15 protein-coding genes and 1 pseudogene are annotated in these 17914 nt (G+C 44.4%); 15 read left to right on the forward strand and 1 reads right to left on the reverse strand.

The window, feature by feature from the left end:
• Positions 1-323 precede the first annotated feature (323 nt).
• From FD28_RS02395 to FD28_RS02420, 6 genes are all read left to right on the forward strand, one after another.
• Entirely contained in the window at positions 324-3428 is a 3105-nt protein-coding gene (locus tag FD28_RS02395) for a YhgE/Pip domain-containing protein (RefSeq protein WP_083478098.1), read from the forward strand.
• A 122-nt stretch (positions 3429-3550) separates the two neighbouring features.
• Positions 3551-3805, forward strand: coding sequence for an AbrB/MazE/SpoVT family DNA-binding domain-containing protein (locus FD28_RS02400; protein WP_162255540.1), 255 nt, complete (start codon positions 3551-3553; stop codon positions 3803-3805).
• On the forward strand, positions 3805-4200 hold the full coding sequence (locus FD28_RS02405; RefSeq protein ID WP_057732214.1) for a type II toxin-antitoxin system death-on-curing family toxin: 396 nt from the start codon (positions 3805-3807) through the stop codon (positions 4198-4200). The genes FD28_RS02400 and FD28_RS02405 overlap by 1 nt, the downstream gene beginning before the upstream one ends.
• An 84-nt stretch (positions 4201-4284) precedes the next feature.
• Positions 4285-4779 carry a GNAT family N-acetyltransferase gene (locus FD28_RS02410; protein ID WP_083478091.1) on the forward strand — a complete coding sequence of 165 codons (495 nt, stop codon included), beginning with the start codon at positions 4285-4287 and terminating at the stop codon, positions 4777-4779.
• A 287-nt stretch (positions 4780-5066) separates the two neighbouring features.
• Entirely contained in the window at positions 5067-5792 is a 726-nt protein-coding gene (locus tag FD28_RS02415; protein WP_057732294.1) for an AzlC family ABC transporter permease, read from the forward strand.
• Positions 5793-5809: 17 nt separating this feature from the next.
• Positions 5810-6157: an AzlD domain-containing protein gene (locus FD28_RS02420; protein ID WP_057732216.1), complete on the forward strand. Its 348-nt coding sequence runs from the start codon at positions 5810-5812 to the stop codon at positions 6155-6157.
• A 163-nt stretch (positions 6158-6320) separates the two neighbouring features.
• Here the strand turns inward: FD28_RS02420 and FD28_RS02425 are convergent, their stop codons facing one another.
• Positions 6321-7523 carry a class I SAM-dependent methyltransferase gene (locus FD28_RS02425; protein ID WP_057732218.1) on the reverse strand — a complete coding sequence of 401 codons (1203 nt, stop codon included), beginning with the start codon at positions 7521-7523 and terminating at the stop codon, positions 6321-6323.
• 206 nt (positions 7524-7729) lie between these two features.
• Here FD28_RS02425 and FD28_RS02430 point away from each other — a divergent pair, with 206 nt between their 5' ends.
• From FD28_RS02430 to FD28_RS02470, 9 genes and pseudogenes are all read left to right on the forward strand, one after another.
• Positions 7730-8623, forward strand: a complete 894-nt coding sequence (locus tag FD28_RS02430; RefSeq protein WP_057732220.1) for a hypothetical protein — start codon at positions 7730-7732, stop codon at positions 8621-8623.
• Positions 8624-9130: 507 nt separating this feature from the next.
• A complete protein-coding gene (locus tag FD28_RS02435; RefSeq protein WP_235806834.1) occupies positions 9131-10294 on the forward strand; it encodes an ROK family protein in 1164 nt (387 codons plus the stop codon).
• 234 nt (positions 10295-10528) lie between these two features.
• Positions 10529-11629, forward strand: coding sequence for an AI-2E family transporter (locus FD28_RS02440; protein ID WP_057732223.1), 1101 nt, complete (start codon positions 10529-10531; stop codon positions 11627-11629).
• Positions 11630-11790: 161 nt separating this feature from the next.
• Entirely contained in the window at positions 11791-12483 is a 693-nt protein-coding gene (locus FD28_RS02445; protein ID WP_057732225.1) for a 2,3-diphosphoglycerate-dependent phosphoglycerate mutase, read from the forward strand.
• Positions 12484-12606: 123 nt separating this feature from the next.
• Entirely contained in the window at positions 12607-12858 is a 252-nt protein-coding gene (locus tag FD28_RS02450) for a hypothetical protein (RefSeq protein ID WP_057732296.1), read from the forward strand.
• Between the two features lie 389 nt (positions 12859-13247).
• Positions 13248-13418 carry a hypothetical protein gene (locus FD28_RS13170; protein ID WP_157059815.1) on the forward strand — a complete coding sequence of 57 codons (171 nt, stop codon included), beginning with the start codon at positions 13248-13250 and terminating at the stop codon, positions 13416-13418.
• A gap of 794 nt (positions 13419-14212) precedes the next feature.
• The gene (locus tag FD28_RS02460) at positions 14213-17053 is read left to right on the forward strand and encodes a DNA methyltransferase (RefSeq protein ID WP_057732228.1); all 2841 of its coding nucleotides are present in this window, start codon (positions 14213-14215) and stop codon (positions 17051-17053) included.
• 277 nt (positions 17054-17330) lie between these two features.
• Positions 17331-17540, forward strand: a pseudogene (locus FD28_RS02465) (2,3-bisphosphoglycerate-dependent phosphoglycerate mutase); the annotation flags it as partial.
• Positions 17541-17663: 123 nt separating this feature from the next.
• A partial coding sequence (locus tag FD28_RS02470; RefSeq protein ID WP_083478099.1) for a hypothetical protein occupies positions 17664-17914 on the forward strand: 251 nt, incomplete at its 3' end.

Here is a 17914-nt window from a genome sequence, read left to right on the forward strand (position 1 = left end):
AATTTAGGTGTGCCATTGGCTAGTGAAGTGACTAAAATAGAAGGTAGGCTGCAACGAACTTGATTCTGGTCAAGGTGGCCGTGATGGGGCCTGGTTATAATGAAAACATTGTTAGGAAAACGTCCCATTGAAATTTAATTTATTATGTGTGAGAACCCCGAAACGCCGGCATTAGTGAATTGGTGACGATTTCCAAGAATTGTCGATGGCGTGTTGCTTTTTTGACAAGTCAAGTATTAATGTGCGAAGATACTTTTATTATTAGCTGAAAACGCGCAATTTTAAGGATATTTTGAGGATAAAGGGAGTTGGCATTTGTGAATATGATTAAAGGCGAATGGAATTACATTCGGCATAATCGGTTGATTTTAATCTCCGTTCTTGCCATTATGTTTATTCCATTTCTCTACAGTATCTTCTTTCTGAAGTCGGTCTGGGACCCGTATGGGGAGACCGGGAGTTTACCCGTTGCGGTGGTTAACCAGGATAAGCCGGTTACCTACCAAGGGCAGAAATTAAACGTTGGGGATCAAACGATCACTAACTTGAAGAAAAACCACCAATTGGGGTGGAAGTTTGTTTCAGCCGAAACGGCGGCCGATGGGTTGAAGCACCACAAGTACTACACGGTGATTACGATTCCCAAGAACTTCTCGGCCAACGCGGCAACGGCACTGAACAAGCATCCTAAGAAGATGACGTTCACCTACAAAACCAACGGCTCTGCTAACTACATTGCTCAGGTTATGAGTGAAGTCGGGTCATCCAAGCTGGATAGCGAAATTCGGGCCAAGGTAACGAAGGCCTATGCCCAAGCCACCTTCAAGCAGATCTACGCTGTGGGTCAGGGGATGGACAAGGCCGCCAAGGGTTCCGCCAAGTTGAAGGACGGGACGGTCACCTTAACGGATGGCCTGAACACCTACACGACTGGGGTTCACACGTTGAACAACGGGTTACAACAGATGAAGACTTCCGTAAAGCCATTGGCCACGGGGATTCAGAAGTTGTCGAATGGTTCGCAGACGCTGCAAACCGGACTGGCGAAGTATACCAGTGGGGTTGGGCAGTACGCTAATGGGGTTAACCAGTATACTGGTGGTGTTGGTAAATATTCTGCTGGGGTTAATCAATATACCAGTGGGACTGGTCAATACGTCAATGGAGTTAATCAATTTACTAGTGGGGTCAGTCAGCTAAGCGCTGGTATGCCTAAATTAACTTCAGGTGCATCACAGTTGGCTAGTGGCGCTAGTGGCTTAAAGTCAGGAACATATCAGTACGTTGATGGTGTTTACACTCTTAATACTGGTGTCAAGACTTTAGGTAGCGGGTCAACATCTTTAGCTAGTGGTGTCTCTGCTTTAGCTGATGGTAGCAATAGCTTAAATTCTGGTTTGTCTACGCTAAGTTCACAATCTAGCAAATTAAACGCTGGCACTGGGTCATTGGAATCAAAGGCAACTGAGTTATCAGACAACATTGCTGCGCTGTCTAGTGCTGCTAAAAGTATTGAAGATCAGTTAGGAAATCTGAGTGGGGGAGCTACTAGCGGTGGCACTGCTGCACTTATTACGCAACTGACCACAGGCCTGTCGGAATTGAGTGGGAGTCTTGATACAATCAACACGAAGACATCTGATATCGATGCTGAAATTGCAAAGGGGCCTAGCGCAGGCATACCTCAGTCAGTAAAGGATGCAGCCAGTTCTGCGTCAACTATTGCGGATTCATTATCTTCGGCAAAAGCAGCTAGTAATAGCGCTGACGTTGATAAATACTCGGCTGATTTGATTAGTGCAACTAAGAGTACGTACGCGTCAACAACTAGTTCTGATTCAGGTTCTTCGACAATGGATACAAGTAAAATAAAAAAAGATACTACTGACATTTCAAATGCAACATTGTCTATGGCAAACGGAATAACTAATATTCAAAATACTGTCAAATCAGCAAGTGGAAACAGTGCTTCGGGAGATACTCCTGACTTAAGCGCCACTATTAAAGAGTTAATTGCATTTACGGAAAAAGTGCAGGAACTTAATGCGGCAGTCCAAGGCAATGCTACGACTCCAGGACTAGTAGCAGGGGTTAATGCATTAACCTCTGGCGTTAATACTTATACTTCTGGTGTTGATAAAGCATTTGCTGGTTCAACAACATTGAATAATGGTATTTCTCAATTAAACAGTCAAGTTCCTACTTTAACCGATGGAATTACAAAGATTATGGATGGAACCGCAACATTGGCCACAAAGGGGAAAGCGTTGAAGAGTGGCTCTAAGAAGGTCAGTTCTGGTGCGAGTCAACTGAACTCTGGGTTGCAAACGGCGGCCGCAGGTGTTAATAAGCTAAATGCTAATACTGGTAAGCTTAATGCTGCTGGTAGTAAGTTGAAGTCAAATGCACCGGCTTTAACTACTGCGGGCAACACCCTTAACTCCAAGACCCCACAACTCACCGCAGCCGGCAACAAGTTAACCAGCTCTTCCGCGCAACTCATGAACGGTTCTGGTCAACTGACTTCTGGTTTGAACGAGCTGAACAGCAAGGTACCTACGCTGACCAGTGGGGTTAACCAGTTGGCTGATGGCTCACAGAAGCTGGATGACAACAGTAACCAGTTGATGCAAGGGTCCAAGAAGCTCTCCGACGGGAATGGCACGTTAGCCAAGTCCTTGAAGAGTGGTGCCGATCAGATTCAGGCACAACCATTGACCGGTAAGACGGCCGATATGTTTGCCGCACCAACGCATCTGAAGCACGAAAGCTACAGTTACGTGCCAAACTACGGGCACGCCTTAGCACCTTACGTGCTGTCCGTTGCCTTATACGTTGGGGCCTTGGTCTTCAACTTTGCCTTCCCAATTCGGAAGGTGTCACGCGAGGGCGGGACCGCCACGGGTTGGTACTTGAGTAAGGTCTCCATTGGTGCAGTCGAAGGGCTCGCCATGGGGCTGATTGAACCCGCTTTGATGATGCTCGGTGGTTTGTCCGTCGATCACCCAGGTCAGATGATTCTGATCTCCGTATTCTTTGCCGAGGCGTCGATGTTTATCGTCATGTTCCTGTCCATGTTGCTGGATAACCCTGGTCGTTTCATCGCCATGGTTCTCCTGATGTTGCAACTTGGTGGTTCCGGTGGGACTTTCCCAATGGAAGTCACGAACCACTTCTACAACGTCGTTCACCCATTCCTGCCAATGACTTACTCAATCCTCGGATTCCGGCAAGCCATTACGTCAGGGATGACGGGTATGGTCAGTGAAGCCCTGTGGGTCTTAGCACTCTTTACCATTCTTGGTTTAGCACTGCTCTGGCCGACGATGGCTTGGTTACAGAAGAAACATCTGATGGGTGTCTCACAATTGGATGACAACCAAAAGCTACAAGCGGTTGAAGATCCCAACTCGAAGTCACATTCATAAAAATTAAACGATTAAGAGAAATACAATTCTGAATATTGTGTTTCTCTTTTTTTGATCAGAAGTTTTGATGTTATAACGTTATGATGTTATACTCTCAGAAAGAATTAGAGAGGGTGATCAGGTTGAAAAATGCATCCCTGAGTAAAGAAAGACAGGTCATTAATGTTGGTCACTCCTTGGGAATGACCATTCCTCCTGAGATGATTAAGGCACTGGGGATTACTAAAGAAACCAAGCTAGAGCTTACATTATTGGATGATGGTTTAAAAGTGACTAAGAAGAAAGACAATTTATCTTCTCAATTTGTAACCGCCATGAATGAAACGCTTGTAGAATATCATGATGCGTTAGAAGCACTCAAGAAGAGTGATGAGTAGTGAGATATTTAAAAGCTGAAGAACTGATTGCCGTCAATACAGCGGTACTAATGGGAACGGCGGAAAAGTCGCGTATTCATAATGCCAAAGGATTAGCCTCAATTATTGCATTACCACAGCAGGCTTTTTTTGATATTGAAGCCTACCCTGAGATTAATGAAAAGATAGGGATTGTCTTCATTAAGATAATCAACTTACATCCATTTGAAGACGGAAATAAGCGAACAGCTGTGATGGCGGCAGTTATAATGGCGAAGCTAAATGGCTTTCAGATTGATTTTTCTAATCATGAAATCGCTGAGCTTGCCCTGCGTGTTGCCAAGACCGACGAAAGCGAATTAAACTATGAGGACGTGTATGTTGCGTTTGACCAACATTTACATCAATTGGGATAGGTCATCAATTGTGCCGTGAAGCCACTGGTTTCACGGCACTTTTTGCGTATAATGGGAAACAGATGAGAGAAAAGAGGAATCAGGATGTCCGTAAACTTTCGGATGGCCCAGATCAGCGATCAGGCGGCCATCATAGCGATTTATAACCAGGCGGTCGCGACTAAAGGCAGTACCGCTGATCTAACCCCCGTAACCGTTGCTCAACGTCAGGCGTGGTTTGCGTCCTTTACGCCACAACATTTCCCCCTGTGGGTGATTGAGAGTGATGGGGCGTGTGCCGGCTTTGTGGGGTTAGAACCATACAGTGACCGCGCGGGGTACCGCAATACGGCCGAAATTGCGGTGTATTTGGACGGTCAGCACCAGGGCCAGCATCTGGGAACGCTGGCCATCGACTGGGTCGCTGAACAAGCGCCACAGTTGGGCGTGACAACCGTCATTTCACGGATTTTTGGGCACAATCAGGCCAGTCGGCATCTTTTTGAAAAAGCCGGCTATGAGCACTGGGGGCACCTGCCTGCCATTGCGGATATGCAAGGCTTTGCGGCGGATTTAGAGGTTTATGGTCATCATTTCTAATGCTGCGATAAGTTATGAAAACTTGCCGTGATTTTTCACAAACGTTTCATAAAACCGGGGGATGTGGGGGCTCATCCTTGATAAATATTGTATATGTTATATGAAAATGACGTGAAACATGTTAAAATATCATCGTGTGGTTTTATGCATAACGGGGGAACCCGTTAGGTTGCTTCATATCTCAGAGTATTCGACGGAGGCAAACATTCTTGAATAAACGACGGCCAAACCCCAAGCAAGTGCCGGACCCCAATGAACCCTTATGGCGGTCGACCTTGCGGGTAGCCATGCCCCTTAATTTAAGCTACATTCCAATTGGGCTGGCTTGTGGGATTTTGCTACACGCGGCAGGGTTCAATACCTTACTGACTGGATTGGTTTCTTTGTTGATCTTTTCCGGTGGGGCACAATTTTTAATTGCCACGATGTTGACTATTAATTCCCCATTACTATCAATTGTTTTGATGCTGTTTTTCCTGGAATTACGGTATGCACTACTGAGTTCGAGTTTATCACCATACTTAAAGGGCTCATCTAACCGCTTCCTGTTTATGTTCGCGGTTTCGTTAAACGATGAAAATTACGCCATTAACTACTTAAAATTTGCCACTGATAAAAAGTGGACGGGTAGGGAAGCTCTAATGGTGGAGCACTATTCCTTGCTATTCTGGGCAGCTAGTAACATTGTTGGGAGTCTGATCGGAAGTGCCTTGAAGATCGACCTCAGCATCGTTAATTTCGCGCTGACGGCGTTGTTCTTGTATATGATCGTGATGCAGATCAAGAACCGTCTAACCATCGTGATTTGCCTGATTTCAGGGGTACTCGCAGCGGTCTGCATGATGTTGACCAAGAGTACGTTAGGGTTGGTTATTTCGACAATTATTGCTTCACTGATTGGTTTCGGCTTGGAAGCCACGCTCCGCAAGAAGTTGCCCGACAGTCATTGGCTGTGGCGCTTGCGCAGTCCCGGTTCCAAGAAGGAAGCCGTGGAGCATTCGGATGCTAATTAGGACACAGGGAGAGCTATATGAACGCAGTTAATACGTGGAACAGTACGCAACATTTTTGGCTAATTATTTTAGGCTTTATTGTGGCATTCATCCCGCGTTTCTTCCCGCTGATGTTGTTCACGAAGCGGGCGATTCCGGAATGGTTCAACGAATGGATGAAGTTCGTGCCGGTATCACTGTTTACGGCGCTAGTGGTGAAGGATATCTTCATCGACAGTGCCAGCTACGCACTACTCTTAAACAAGTATTCAGAAATGCTTGCGGCGGTGGTCGTGATTATCGTGGCTTATCGGACGCGTTCGATGGCCATTTCGGTAATCGTGGGCCTGATCGGCGTCTTCATCCTATCGATGTTTATGGCGTGACCAAATTTATAAATTAGGGGAATCTTGCCAGTTGGTGAGGTTCTTTTTTAGTTGGAAGAGAATGTTAAAAAGTACTACAAAAAAGCACCACCCCACCAGGTGATCAATCCCAGTGGGGTGGTGCTTTTGCTTCAGATGATCCGCGGTCACCTGAAAATTTGAATTAGTCCGTTACGTCAGCGTGAGCGTGGGTATCGTCATACATGTAATCCCGCGTCATGGGTAACATCCGGGTAGAAGGGCCCTTTGAAATCAAATACTGAATCACGTCAATATTACCAGATTTGAACGATGCCGCGCAAGCTTGGAGATAAAGATCCCACATCCGCACGAACTTTTCGTCAAACATCTTGGCAACTTCTTCACGGTGTTCGTTAAAGTTCTGGTCCCAGATTTCCACCGTCTTTTGGTAGTGACGACGGAGGGGTTCCATGTCATCGATCTGTAAGCCATTTTCGATGATATGGGTCGTGTTTTCAATCAAGCCAGGAACGTAGCCACCTGGGAAGATCCACTTGTTCAACCAGCCGTTGTTGGCGCCACCCTGTTGCCGGGTGATCCCATGAATTAAGGCAACCCCATCGTTCATGAGGTACTTTTGAACGCAGTCGAAGTATTGGCCCAAGTTCTCTTGGCCCACGTGTTCGAACATCCCCACAGAGGTGATGTAGTCCCACTGCTCGTTGCCCAGTTCACGGTAGTCTTCCAACCGGACTTCAGCGACGTCGGCCAGGCCTTCGTCTTGAATCCGTTGGTTAACGTAGTCGTATTGTTCTTGACTCAGGGTAATCCCGGTCACGTGCAGGCCGTATTCCTTGGCCGCCGTGAGCATCAGAGTTCCCCAGCCACAACCGATATCCAACAGGGTCTTGCCGGGTTGGGGGTTCAGTTTTTTAATAATGTGGTGTACCTTATTAACCTGTGCGGTATACAAATCATCATCGGGTGATTCAAAGTAGGCACAGGAGTAAGTCATGGTGTCATCCAACCAGAGTTGATAGAAGTTATTCCCAATATCGTAGTGGTTTTGAACGTCTTCCTTACTCTCTTTTTCAGTGTGTTTTTGCTTAGGCAGGAAGTGAATAAACTTCGAGTTGTGGAAGAAACTGTCGGCATTCTCGTAAGCAGCCGTCAGCAGGTCTTCGATACTGCCGTCAATCTCGATCTTGCCATCCATGATGGCTTCCCCCAACGCGATAGAAGCGTTGCGGGAGATCTCCTTAACCGGGATGGCCTCGTGAATGGTGATGGTGACGTCAGGCGTGCCGGTGCCGTATACATCGCTGGTGCCGTCCCAATAGTTGACGCGGACAGGGATGTTGAAGGTGTGGCTCAGAAACGTTTTGTAGAAAGTTTTTTCAAGCATGTCATGGGTCCTTTCCGGTTCCTTCAATCAAGAAGAAACAAAATTACCATGCTATTATACGCCTATCACCCCCGGAAACGTAAGGGGAAGACTTGTGTGTAAGCGCTTAACGTTTTCTTTAACAGATTTGCCCCTGTAAAATCCACCGATTCGCTGAACAGGCATGGTATAATAAAGTCATAATTAACCAGCGGAGGTCTTTCACTTTGAAAAAATGGGTATGGGTCGTGGCAACAATCGTTGTGGCACTGCTGATTGGCGGTTATGCGTATTCGAATCATCACGCAACGGCCAAAGAGTACCAAGCGGCAATGGCCAACGGGCGTACTGCTATTGAAAGTAAACATTACACACAAGCCGAGAGCTATTTCCAGAACGCTCTGAAGCGGCGTTTAAACGATAAGACGGCACAACGTTACCTGACGCAAACGCAACGGTATGTTGCGGGTGAGAATGCGTTGGAGGCCCGTCATTTCAGCACGGCCGAGAATCACTATGTGGCCGTTAAGAATACGGGCAACGGCTCGTCCGTCCTGGTGACACGTGCCAAGGCTCGCTACAAGCAGGTCAAGGGCATCAAGGCTAACGTTAAACAATTCAAACAGATCTTAAGCAAGGCGCAGGGTGAGAACAAGGCTTTGAACTACGGGCAATCTAACACGACGTTGGATGAACTCTTTAACAATACGAAGTTCCGTCAGAGCTATTACAAGGATCTGTATGATCAGGCATTAGCTTTACGCAAGGCTAACAACGCCGGTCAGACCAGCGAAACCAGTTCAGCAGCGTCGAGTTCGTCATCATCTGCGGATTCAAGCAGTAGCACGACGACCAGCAGTTCTAGCGCGTCCCTGACCTCTTCCGAGAAGCAGGCCGCAAAGAACTACTCCGGGAGCAATGAATACACGGTTACGCAGAGTCAAAAGGAAATCGACGGTAAGACCATCACGGCGCAACAGATTGCGGCTGCCCGCAAGACGATTGATGCCGCCGGTGGCAATGCGAGTGCCATGAGTGACCAGGATATCCGGGTCGCCATGCAACAAGCTAATAAGAAGAATATCTCCCTATCGAAGTACACGCACCAATATTTGGAATAGAGGTCATTAGGAAGGAACGCTGCTGCGGTGGCGTTCTTTTTTTAGTGGATGGATGGCGTTGATTGGCGATAGCAGAGCGGCCTCCAAGTGGCAAATCGCCTAATTTGGAAAGCAAACTTACCATTTTAAACGAATGAGTCCTAAAATTTGACAAGATGGTAAGTTTAGCGAACAAATAGTTTATCCGGGCATATAATATAATTAATTGGTCTACAAGTGTTTTAGTGGCTCGGAAGTCAGTAACGACAAGGAATCCCGGCCGTGACGGCACGAAATTCCACCAAAAACTTCACAAGTCGTTTTTCACGCTAAATTGGTAAACGTGATTTACTATATACTTAGAATCAGAAATCTACTAAGGGGGGTAGAGTAACGCGCCCCGTTATGGCTAGGTGAGCACCAATCTTGGGGGATGGGGCGAGACCTAAAACTGATTTGATTCCCAAATCACCACGAGGTCAGAGCGGGAGCGCGTTACAGAAAATTATGATTATCAACAAACATATCATGCGTACTACTAATGAGAAGCAAGTTCTTCAGCAGATTGTTAACGCAGGGCCGATTTCGCGTAGTCAAATTTCCCGTAATCTTAGTTTAAACAAAGTGACGGTTTCAGATATTTATAGCCAGTTGCTGCATGAGGGCTTGATCCGTGAGGTTGGTCACGGTGTCAGCACGCGTAACGGTGGTCGGAAACCAGTTATGGCATTGCTAAACGTGGGGTATGGCTATGTCGTCAGCATTAACATTTTACGGCAACGGTTCTCAATGATTACCAGCCGGTTGGATGGTCGATCCGAGAACTATGCCAGTGTCTCCACACGTGATGTGGATCTAACGACGGTGTTAGACATGATTGATGAAAAGATTGCGGCCACCGTTGCCGAAAGCGATAACCGGTTACTGGGAATTGCCTTTGGCTTGGACGGGACCATTTACGAGAATCAGATTCTGGGAGCCTCTCTGAAGGGCTTTAAGAACTTTGATTTGGCTAAGTACTTTAGCGACAAATTCCAGGTTCCCGTTATTTTGGAGAACCTCGCCAATGAGTCCGCTATTTATGAGCGGGACTTTGCGGGTGAGGGCATTTACAAGAACTTGATTTCCGTGACCATTCGGGATCAGGTCTCCGCAGGGATCATTACGGAAGGCCACCTGTATCGAGGTCACAACGGTGAGGCCGGTAACATTGGGACTTGTCCGTTGGCCGATCGGTATCAGGAAAAGAATATCCAGACGGTTAACCAGTATGTGGCCGAGGGTACGGTGCTACAACGGATCATGGCGTACCAGAAGCTGGATCACGTGGACGTGAACCGGATTCGGCGGGATTATCTGGGGCACCGGCCAGAGCTGTTGGCGATTCTCGATGAGTTCTCCTATTATCTGGCGAAGGTTCTCGGCAACCTGTCGAATACCTTTGCGCCAGATGCCATCATCGTCAACGCGCCAATCCTGGAGCTTTTGCCCGAAATGATGGATTGCGTCAGAAAGTACGTGGATGACATGGCCATTATCCGCAAGGCACCACTTCTGTTGACCAAGAACGCCAAGGAAGCTTCCTTAAAGGGTGGGGCCTCGGCCATCATCCATAAGGCGCTGGGCTTGGACGACTTACAACTGACCTTTAGCAATCAGCGGTCGGCAGTCTTAGAGGGCGTTGAATCATAAAACTAGAATTGAACGGGGTCGTGCTGACCGGTGAATAACCGATGAGCACGGCTTTTTTGTGCCATGAGCGGCGGGCTGCTTGCCGATAGGGGGAGTAGCCATTAGTGCCAGAAAGCCGCCAAACGTCAGGTTGTCCCAGCTACCGCGCAAACTGGTCGAGAACGGCGACGAAACCGTTAGGGAATCCCCCGCAATGCGGTATAATAAAATTAAGATGGAATGGGGGATTTATAATTGAGTTTATGGGAACGGTTTATCGCTAACGTTCGACTACGCCGTTTCGTGGTGTTAGTTGTCTTAATCTTCATCCTGTGGCTAATTCGGGCCGAGATGAACATGATTTTACTCACGTTTATTTTTACTTTCTTGATTCTGCAACTGGTCAAGGCGGTCCGCAAGGTGGTCAAGCTACCACCGGCACTGATCGTCTCGGCGGCCTACATCATTCTGATTGGGGCGCTGTATTGGGTGATTACGACCTACCTGCCGACGTTGATTACATCGACGGTTAAGGGTGGGGAGACGCTCTTTAAGTTCTACCAGAGTCCACAGACGGATAATAACGAGGTCATTCGGTGGATCTCGAACTATATCAAGAGTTCTGACATTGTTAATCAGTTACAAAATGGGGCGAAGGTCGTATTGACCTACGTTTCCACGATTGGGACCTTCGGGGTGACGCTGTTCATGTCGCTGATCCTGAGTTACTTCTTTACGATTGAAAATAAGCAGATGGCGGCGTTCTCCAAGCATTTCTTGACGAGCACGTACGGCTGGATTTTCCAGGATATTAACTTCTTTGCCACCAAATTTGTGAATACATTTGGAGTGGTTCTGGAAGCCCAGTTCTTCATTGCCTTGTGTAATACGGTGATTACGACGGTGGTGCTGGCCATCATGCAGATGCCACAGCTCCCAACGCTGGCCATCATGATCTTTATTCTGAGCCTGATTCCAGTGGCCGGGGTCATCGTGTCGGTGATTCCGCTAGCGATCCTGGGATATTCGGTGGGTGGCGTGCGCTACATCGTGTATATTCTGGTCATGATCGTCGTGGTGCATGCACTCGAGGCTTATGTGCTGAATCCGAAGTTCATGTCGAGCCGAACGGAATTGCCAATCTTCTATACGTTCGTGGTTTTACTCGCCGGCGAGCAGTTGTTTGGCGTCTGGGGCTTGATTGTCGGGGTGCCCATTTTCACCTTCTTCCTGGATATTCTGGGCGTGCGGCCGGTTCACGGGCTCCATCCGCGGCCACAGGTCGATGTGCAGAAGATTCGCGAGTACCGGCACCATCACGGGAAAAATGAGGATTCTGACAAGGATCACCAATAGATTAGGGAAACGGTCCACCGTGGGTTGCTGCGGGGGCCGTTTTTGGCGAGAAATGTGATAAGTAAGCGGTGTCATGAAAAGAACCACACAATAAAGCTGAAATTACCCGCTAGATGGTGTAAAATAACAGGGTATTCTACCAAAGAAAGAGGTTATAAGTGATGGCAAAATTAGTATTGATTCGCCACGGCCAAAGTGAATGGAACTTAGCTAACAAGTTCACTGGTTGGGTTGACGTTGATTTAAGCGAAAAGGGTGTCGAAGAAGCTAAGGCCGCTGGTCAAAAGATCAAGGAATCTGGCATGAAGTTCGATTACGCCTACACGTCAGTTCTGAAGCGGGCAATCAAGACGTTACACTACGTTTTGGAAGAATCCGACCAACTTTGGATTCCAGAAACCAAGACTTGGCGTTTAAACGAACGTCACTACGGTGCTTTACAAGGTTTGAACAAGAAGGAAACCGCTGAAAAGTACGGCGATGACCAAGTCCACATCTGGCGTCGTTCTTACGATGTTTTGCCTCCACTTTTGGACGCAGACGCTGAAGGCTCAGCTGTTAAGGACCCACGTTACGCTAACTTGGACCCTAACATCGTCCCTGGTGGTGAAAACTTGAAGGTTACCTTGGAACGGGTTATGCCTTTCTGGGAAGACCAAATCGCACCTAAGTTGCTTGACGGCAAGAACGTCATCATTGCTGCCCACGGTAACTCATTACGTGCCTTAAGCAAGTACATCGAACGGATCTCCGACGATGACATCATGAACCTCGAAATGGCAACCGGTGAACCAGTTGTCTACGACTTTGATGACAAGTTGAACATGACTAACAAGACGAAGTTAGGTAAGTAATTACCTGATTACGTCAGAGCCGCCTCGTTTTGGGGGCGGCTTTTTCGTGGAAAAAATGTCACTAGCGGTCACTAGAGTGGCCGTTACTGACCGAAAATTTAGATAAGAGAAAAGAGATTGAATTTGGCAGACAAAGAAGTAACGCAACTTGAAAAGATGAAGATTATTGGCTTGTTTCGCAAAGAAGGTTTCACTGGCGAGTATGACAGCTTCCAACGTGTCAGTGGCACCGATCGGGAATTCTTTGTGGTGATGAGCAATGAACAAGGCATCAAAGCGCTGTTCCGGGCTAGCTTGATGTTGAACGCCGTGGAATTCCAGTATGTGTTGGATGACAAGCATACGTTTGTAACGGAAGATGCGGACGCCAGCTAATCGGAAATTCTGGGATAGCTAATGACTAATTCGTCTAACTTCTAATCGATTACTGTAAAGAGTGAAATTAATAGAACTGAAAATACTGCTAGCTTGGAAAAGAAGCTAGCAGTATTTTCGTATTTAATATTGAATGTTCTGATATAAGCGAATCACTCGGAATACGATAGGTCGGTCGACACAATTGGGACATTATTTGTGTTCACTATCTGTTAACATTACTTCAAGACTTCAAGAGTATTGATTGTTACTGTCGTGAGTAGTCTTTTGTAATAAGGTTATGATTCTCCTGGTGATTCGGTTGGTTGAAGAAGTTAAGCTTTTCTAGGTGTGATTTAATGATTATACTTAAAATTAGTTGTAGATAATTGTGACCTAGGAGGACTTCAATGCGTCTATTTTCAAAGACTGAATGTTATCAGCATTTTACTGGAACCATTACTCACTATGGAAAGGATACATATGGGCAAGCAGTAACAGCAGTTCAAAATGTGGAAGATGAATCAGGCCACTTAATTACAGATCATATAGGGGTTCAAAAATGGATTAAGCCGCGTTAAGTCCTAAGTTTTGCAAGCGGATGCAGAAGCACAGGAACCAATATTTCGCAGGTGTTATCGTCGATCATCAATTAAAATTCATTGAACAAGGAAGCGATGGTAAAATAACGGAGACAGTTGAAAACACGCGCTACTTCGAAAAAATCAGCGAACTTATTGCGAATACGACCCCTTATCTTAATGGACGTACACCGGTTATTTTTAAAGTCATTATCTATGGAGACATTCTTTTCATGGGGATCGCCCGTTAACACTTTAAATGCAGTATGGTTTTGAGGAGTGAGTATTGTAACTAAGGTGGTGACATTATAGATCTTAAATTGGAATGCAGCTCCATTGTGTACAATTTTGGTGGCAAGTTAAGCGTGACCGATAAGGAAAAAAAGTTAGGTAGTTAATCATCTAATTGAGTCAGAGCCAGTCTGCTTGTTAGGATACTTTTTTGTGAGAAGCAATTAATGAAATAGCGTAATCTGAAAAAAGTGAAGGCTATTAGCCTGGTTTCGTAAGGAAGGTTTCATTAGCGATTATGATAGTTGCTGACTGATCAGTTTACCGATTTGACCGAAATTTTCTTGTAGTTATGGCAACGAGCGAGATGTTAAGGTGCCTCCGAGGAATGGTTTGATGATTTAAATGTTGTCAATTCCAAATATGCGTTTGGTGAATCGTACCTTTGTGAAATAATCAGTATACAATGGATAATTTTAGAGTAAAATATGATATGTTTATTGATGGTGACAAATGAGAAATAATAGCTAGTTGATAAATAATTGTTGATAGTGAGGATAATTATGTCATTAAACGACGCAAAAATAAAAACAAGAAAACAGATGGCTTCAGAATTTTCTCAGTTGTGGATTGAACCACAAAAAGGGAGGGAAGATGCCGATCGTCAAACATTTTGGAATAGCATGTTAGAAAAGGTTTTTGGAATTGTTGACTATGAGCGTTACATTGAGTATGAGAAAAATGTCCGAGTGAAAGAGGATAATGGCGACATACATACGAAGCAAATTGATGCTTATATTCCGGCAACTAGGGTCGTCATTGAAATGAAAGGACGGGAGAAAGACCTAGCTGAAAAAATTCGGCAATCAGACGGAAAGCTTTTAACGCCATTCGAACAGGCTTGGCGTTATTCCAACAATTTACCTGTAGAGGAAACACCAAAATGGATTCTAGTTTCAAATTTTAATGAAATTGAAATTCATGATATGAGTCATCCTCATGACGAACCTAAAATTGTGAAATTAGTAAATTTTAAAAATCAGTATAGGGAGTTAGCGTTTTTAATTGATAAACATCAGCAAAGAGTTATTGAAGAAAAGCAGATATCAATTGATGCTGGAAACCTAGTTGTTGATATTTATAACGAGCTGATTAATGCTTACACTCAAAAATTAGATTTAAAGGATAAGCACGTACAGAGAAGCTTAAATATGTTAGTTGTAAGACTTGTTTTTTTAATGTATGTAGATGATACTGCATTGTTTGGTAAGGAAAATATGTTTCAAGCGTTTGTTGAACGTAGGGAACCGCATGAATTGCAGGGAGCGATTAAGAAGCTGTTTAAAGTTCTGGACGAAGATCCCAATAAACAAGAAAGAGATCCATATTTAGATGATGAATATAATAGGTTTCCTTATGTGAATGGTGGAATGTTTTCTGACGAGGATATTTTAATCCCACAATTTACACCTCATTTAAAAAAACTAATTGTTGAAGATGCTGGGAGAGGATTTAATTGGTCGGCAATTAGCCCAACAATTTTTGGTGCGGTGTTTGAAAGTACTTTAAACCCGGATACGCGTCGTTCAGGAGGGATGCATTATACTTCTATTGATAATATTCATAACATCATCGATCCGTTATTTCTAAATGATCTTCAGAATGAATTAGACAAGATAAAAAATTGGGGGCGTACGAATGAACGGGTAGAAATGGCCCGTCAATTTAGAGATAAACTGGGCAAATTAAAATTCTTAGATCCAGCTTGTGGTTCTGGTAATTTCTTAACGGAAACTTATTTGTCTCTCCGCTCAATGGAAGACGAAGTTATTTTAATTGAGCAAGGAGACTTAACTGGATTAGGATTAAATGGTTTTAAAGTGAAAATTAATAATTTTTATGGAATTGAAATTAATGACTTTGCGGTTTCAGTCGCTAAGACTGCGATGTGGATTGCAGAAGCTCAAACGATGCAGAGCAGTCAAAATAAGGGTATTTATGTTAATAGGGACTTTTTTCCACTAGTTACAAATGTGGGTATTCATGAAGGGAACGCACTAAGAATGAATTGGAGTGATATAGTTCAACCTTATGAATTGAATTATATCATGGGTAATCCTCCTTTTATCGGATTAAGCAGCTTACCTAAAGAGGACAAAGCGTTAAAGGCATCTCAAACTGATGACATGAATATAGTCTTCCAGGGTTTACCCAAGCATGGGAAGCTTGACTATGTGTGTGCTTGGTATGAAAAAGCAGCACTATACATGCGAGACACTACACTTAAAGCAGCGTTTGTCTCAACTAATTCAATCACGCAAGGAGAACAAGTCAGCATTCTTTGGAAACATCTCCTCAAAGATTATAAGGTTAAGATCATTTTTGCTTATCGCTCGTTTATTTGGAATAATGAAGTCAAAGATATGGCGCATGTGCATTGTGTTATTGTTGGATTTACACGGGTTCAGACAGATGAATCAGTTTGGTTATACGATTCGGAAAAAGAAAAACCGAAACGGGTTAACCGATTAAATGGATATTTGATTGATTTTAAGGACGTATACATACAGTCACGAAAACGTATCCTTGGGAATACGGACTTACCTGAAATGCATCAGGGTAGTAAGCCGATTGATGGTGGTGGTTTAGTTCTAAGTGAGAGTGAACGAGACGATTTCATCAAAAAATATCCAGATCTAAGCGACCTTGTGCAACCATATTTGGGTTCCAGTGAGTTTATTAAAGGGAAAACAAGATACTGTTTGTGGTTAAAGGATGTGAATCCTAGTCGGTATATTAATAATCCTGAAATTAAAAGGCGGCTTGAAATTGTTGTTGATAAAAGATTAGCCAGCACAACTGATTCAGTGAAAGAAAAAGATAGTAAAACGCCATATTTATTTACACAAATTAGGCAGCCAGTGTGTGATTATTTGGCGGTCCCAGAGGTATCATCGGAAAATAGGGAATATATACCAATCGGTTTTTTACCAAAGTCTACAATTTCAAGTAACAAGCTATATTTAATACCTACAACTGAGCGCTGGATATTTTCGATATTAATATCTTCTGTGCACATGGCGTGGATGAGAACAGTTGCTGGGCGCATGAAAAGTGATTATAGTTATTCGCCTGCGGTATACACAAATTTTCCGTGGTTAGAATTAGATTCTCAAACCAAAGAAAAATTAAGTGTTTTGGGTCAAAATATATTGGATGCACGGGATGAATTTCCTGATACAAAATTAGCAACGTTATATTCAACTAATTTTATGCCACTTAAGCTCAGAAAAGCACACACAAAAAATGATAGATTCGTTATGAAGTTGTATGGATTGAGTAATGGGACTTCTGAGTCAGAAATAGTTAAACGGCTTTTTGAGATGTATGCAAATGAAATATAGACTTTAGAGGTGTTCTACTGTAAAAGCTATTTTTATATTAAGTTGGCTGTAATTCATATTTATGTGAGGTTGATTTATCCCAATAAAAGTTGATTCGATTGCGCATATTTGCTGTTAAATGTGACTAATTGTTTGAGGTAAGGATGATTTTGATAGCTAGGAGTGTAAGAAAGAGTATTTAGTCCTCTACCTTTGTCACTAGCTGGCAACTATCCAGCGAAAAGATAGTTACGAAAGTCAGTTCTATCAACCGGTCCAACGTACCGTGCTTAGTACATTCTTGGAAGACCAAATCGCACCTAAGTTACTTGACGGCAAGAACGTCATCATCGCCGCTCACGGTAACTCATTACGTGCTTTAAGCAAGTACATCGAACGGATCTCTGATGACGACATCATGAACCTTGAAATGGCAACCGGTGAACCAGTTGTCTACGACTTCGATGATAAGTTAAACATGACCAACAAGACCAAATTAGGTAAGTAATTACCTGCTTGTGTCAGAGCCGCCTCGTTTTGGGGGCGGCTTTTTCGTGGGAAAAATGTCACTAGCGGTCACTAGAGGGGCCATTAGCGACTGAAAATTTAAATAAGAGAAAAGAGATTGAATTTGGCAGACAAAGAAGTAACGCAGATTGAAATGATGAAGATTATTGGCTTATTCCGTAAAGAAGGTTTCACTGGCGAGTATGACAGCTTTCAACGCGTCAGTGGGACTGATCGGGAATTCTTTGTGGTGATGAGTAATGAACAGGGTATCAAGGCATTGTTCCGGGCTAGCTTGATGTTGAACGCCGTGGAATTTCAGTATGTGTTGGATGACAAGCATACGTTTGTAACGGAAGATGCGGACGCCAGCTA

This window comes from Levilactobacillus hammesii DSM 16381 (assembly GCF_001434395.1).
In the GTDB taxonomy this organism is placed as follows: Bacteria; Bacillota; Bacilli; order Lactobacillales; family Lactobacillaceae; genus Levilactobacillus; species Levilactobacillus hammesii.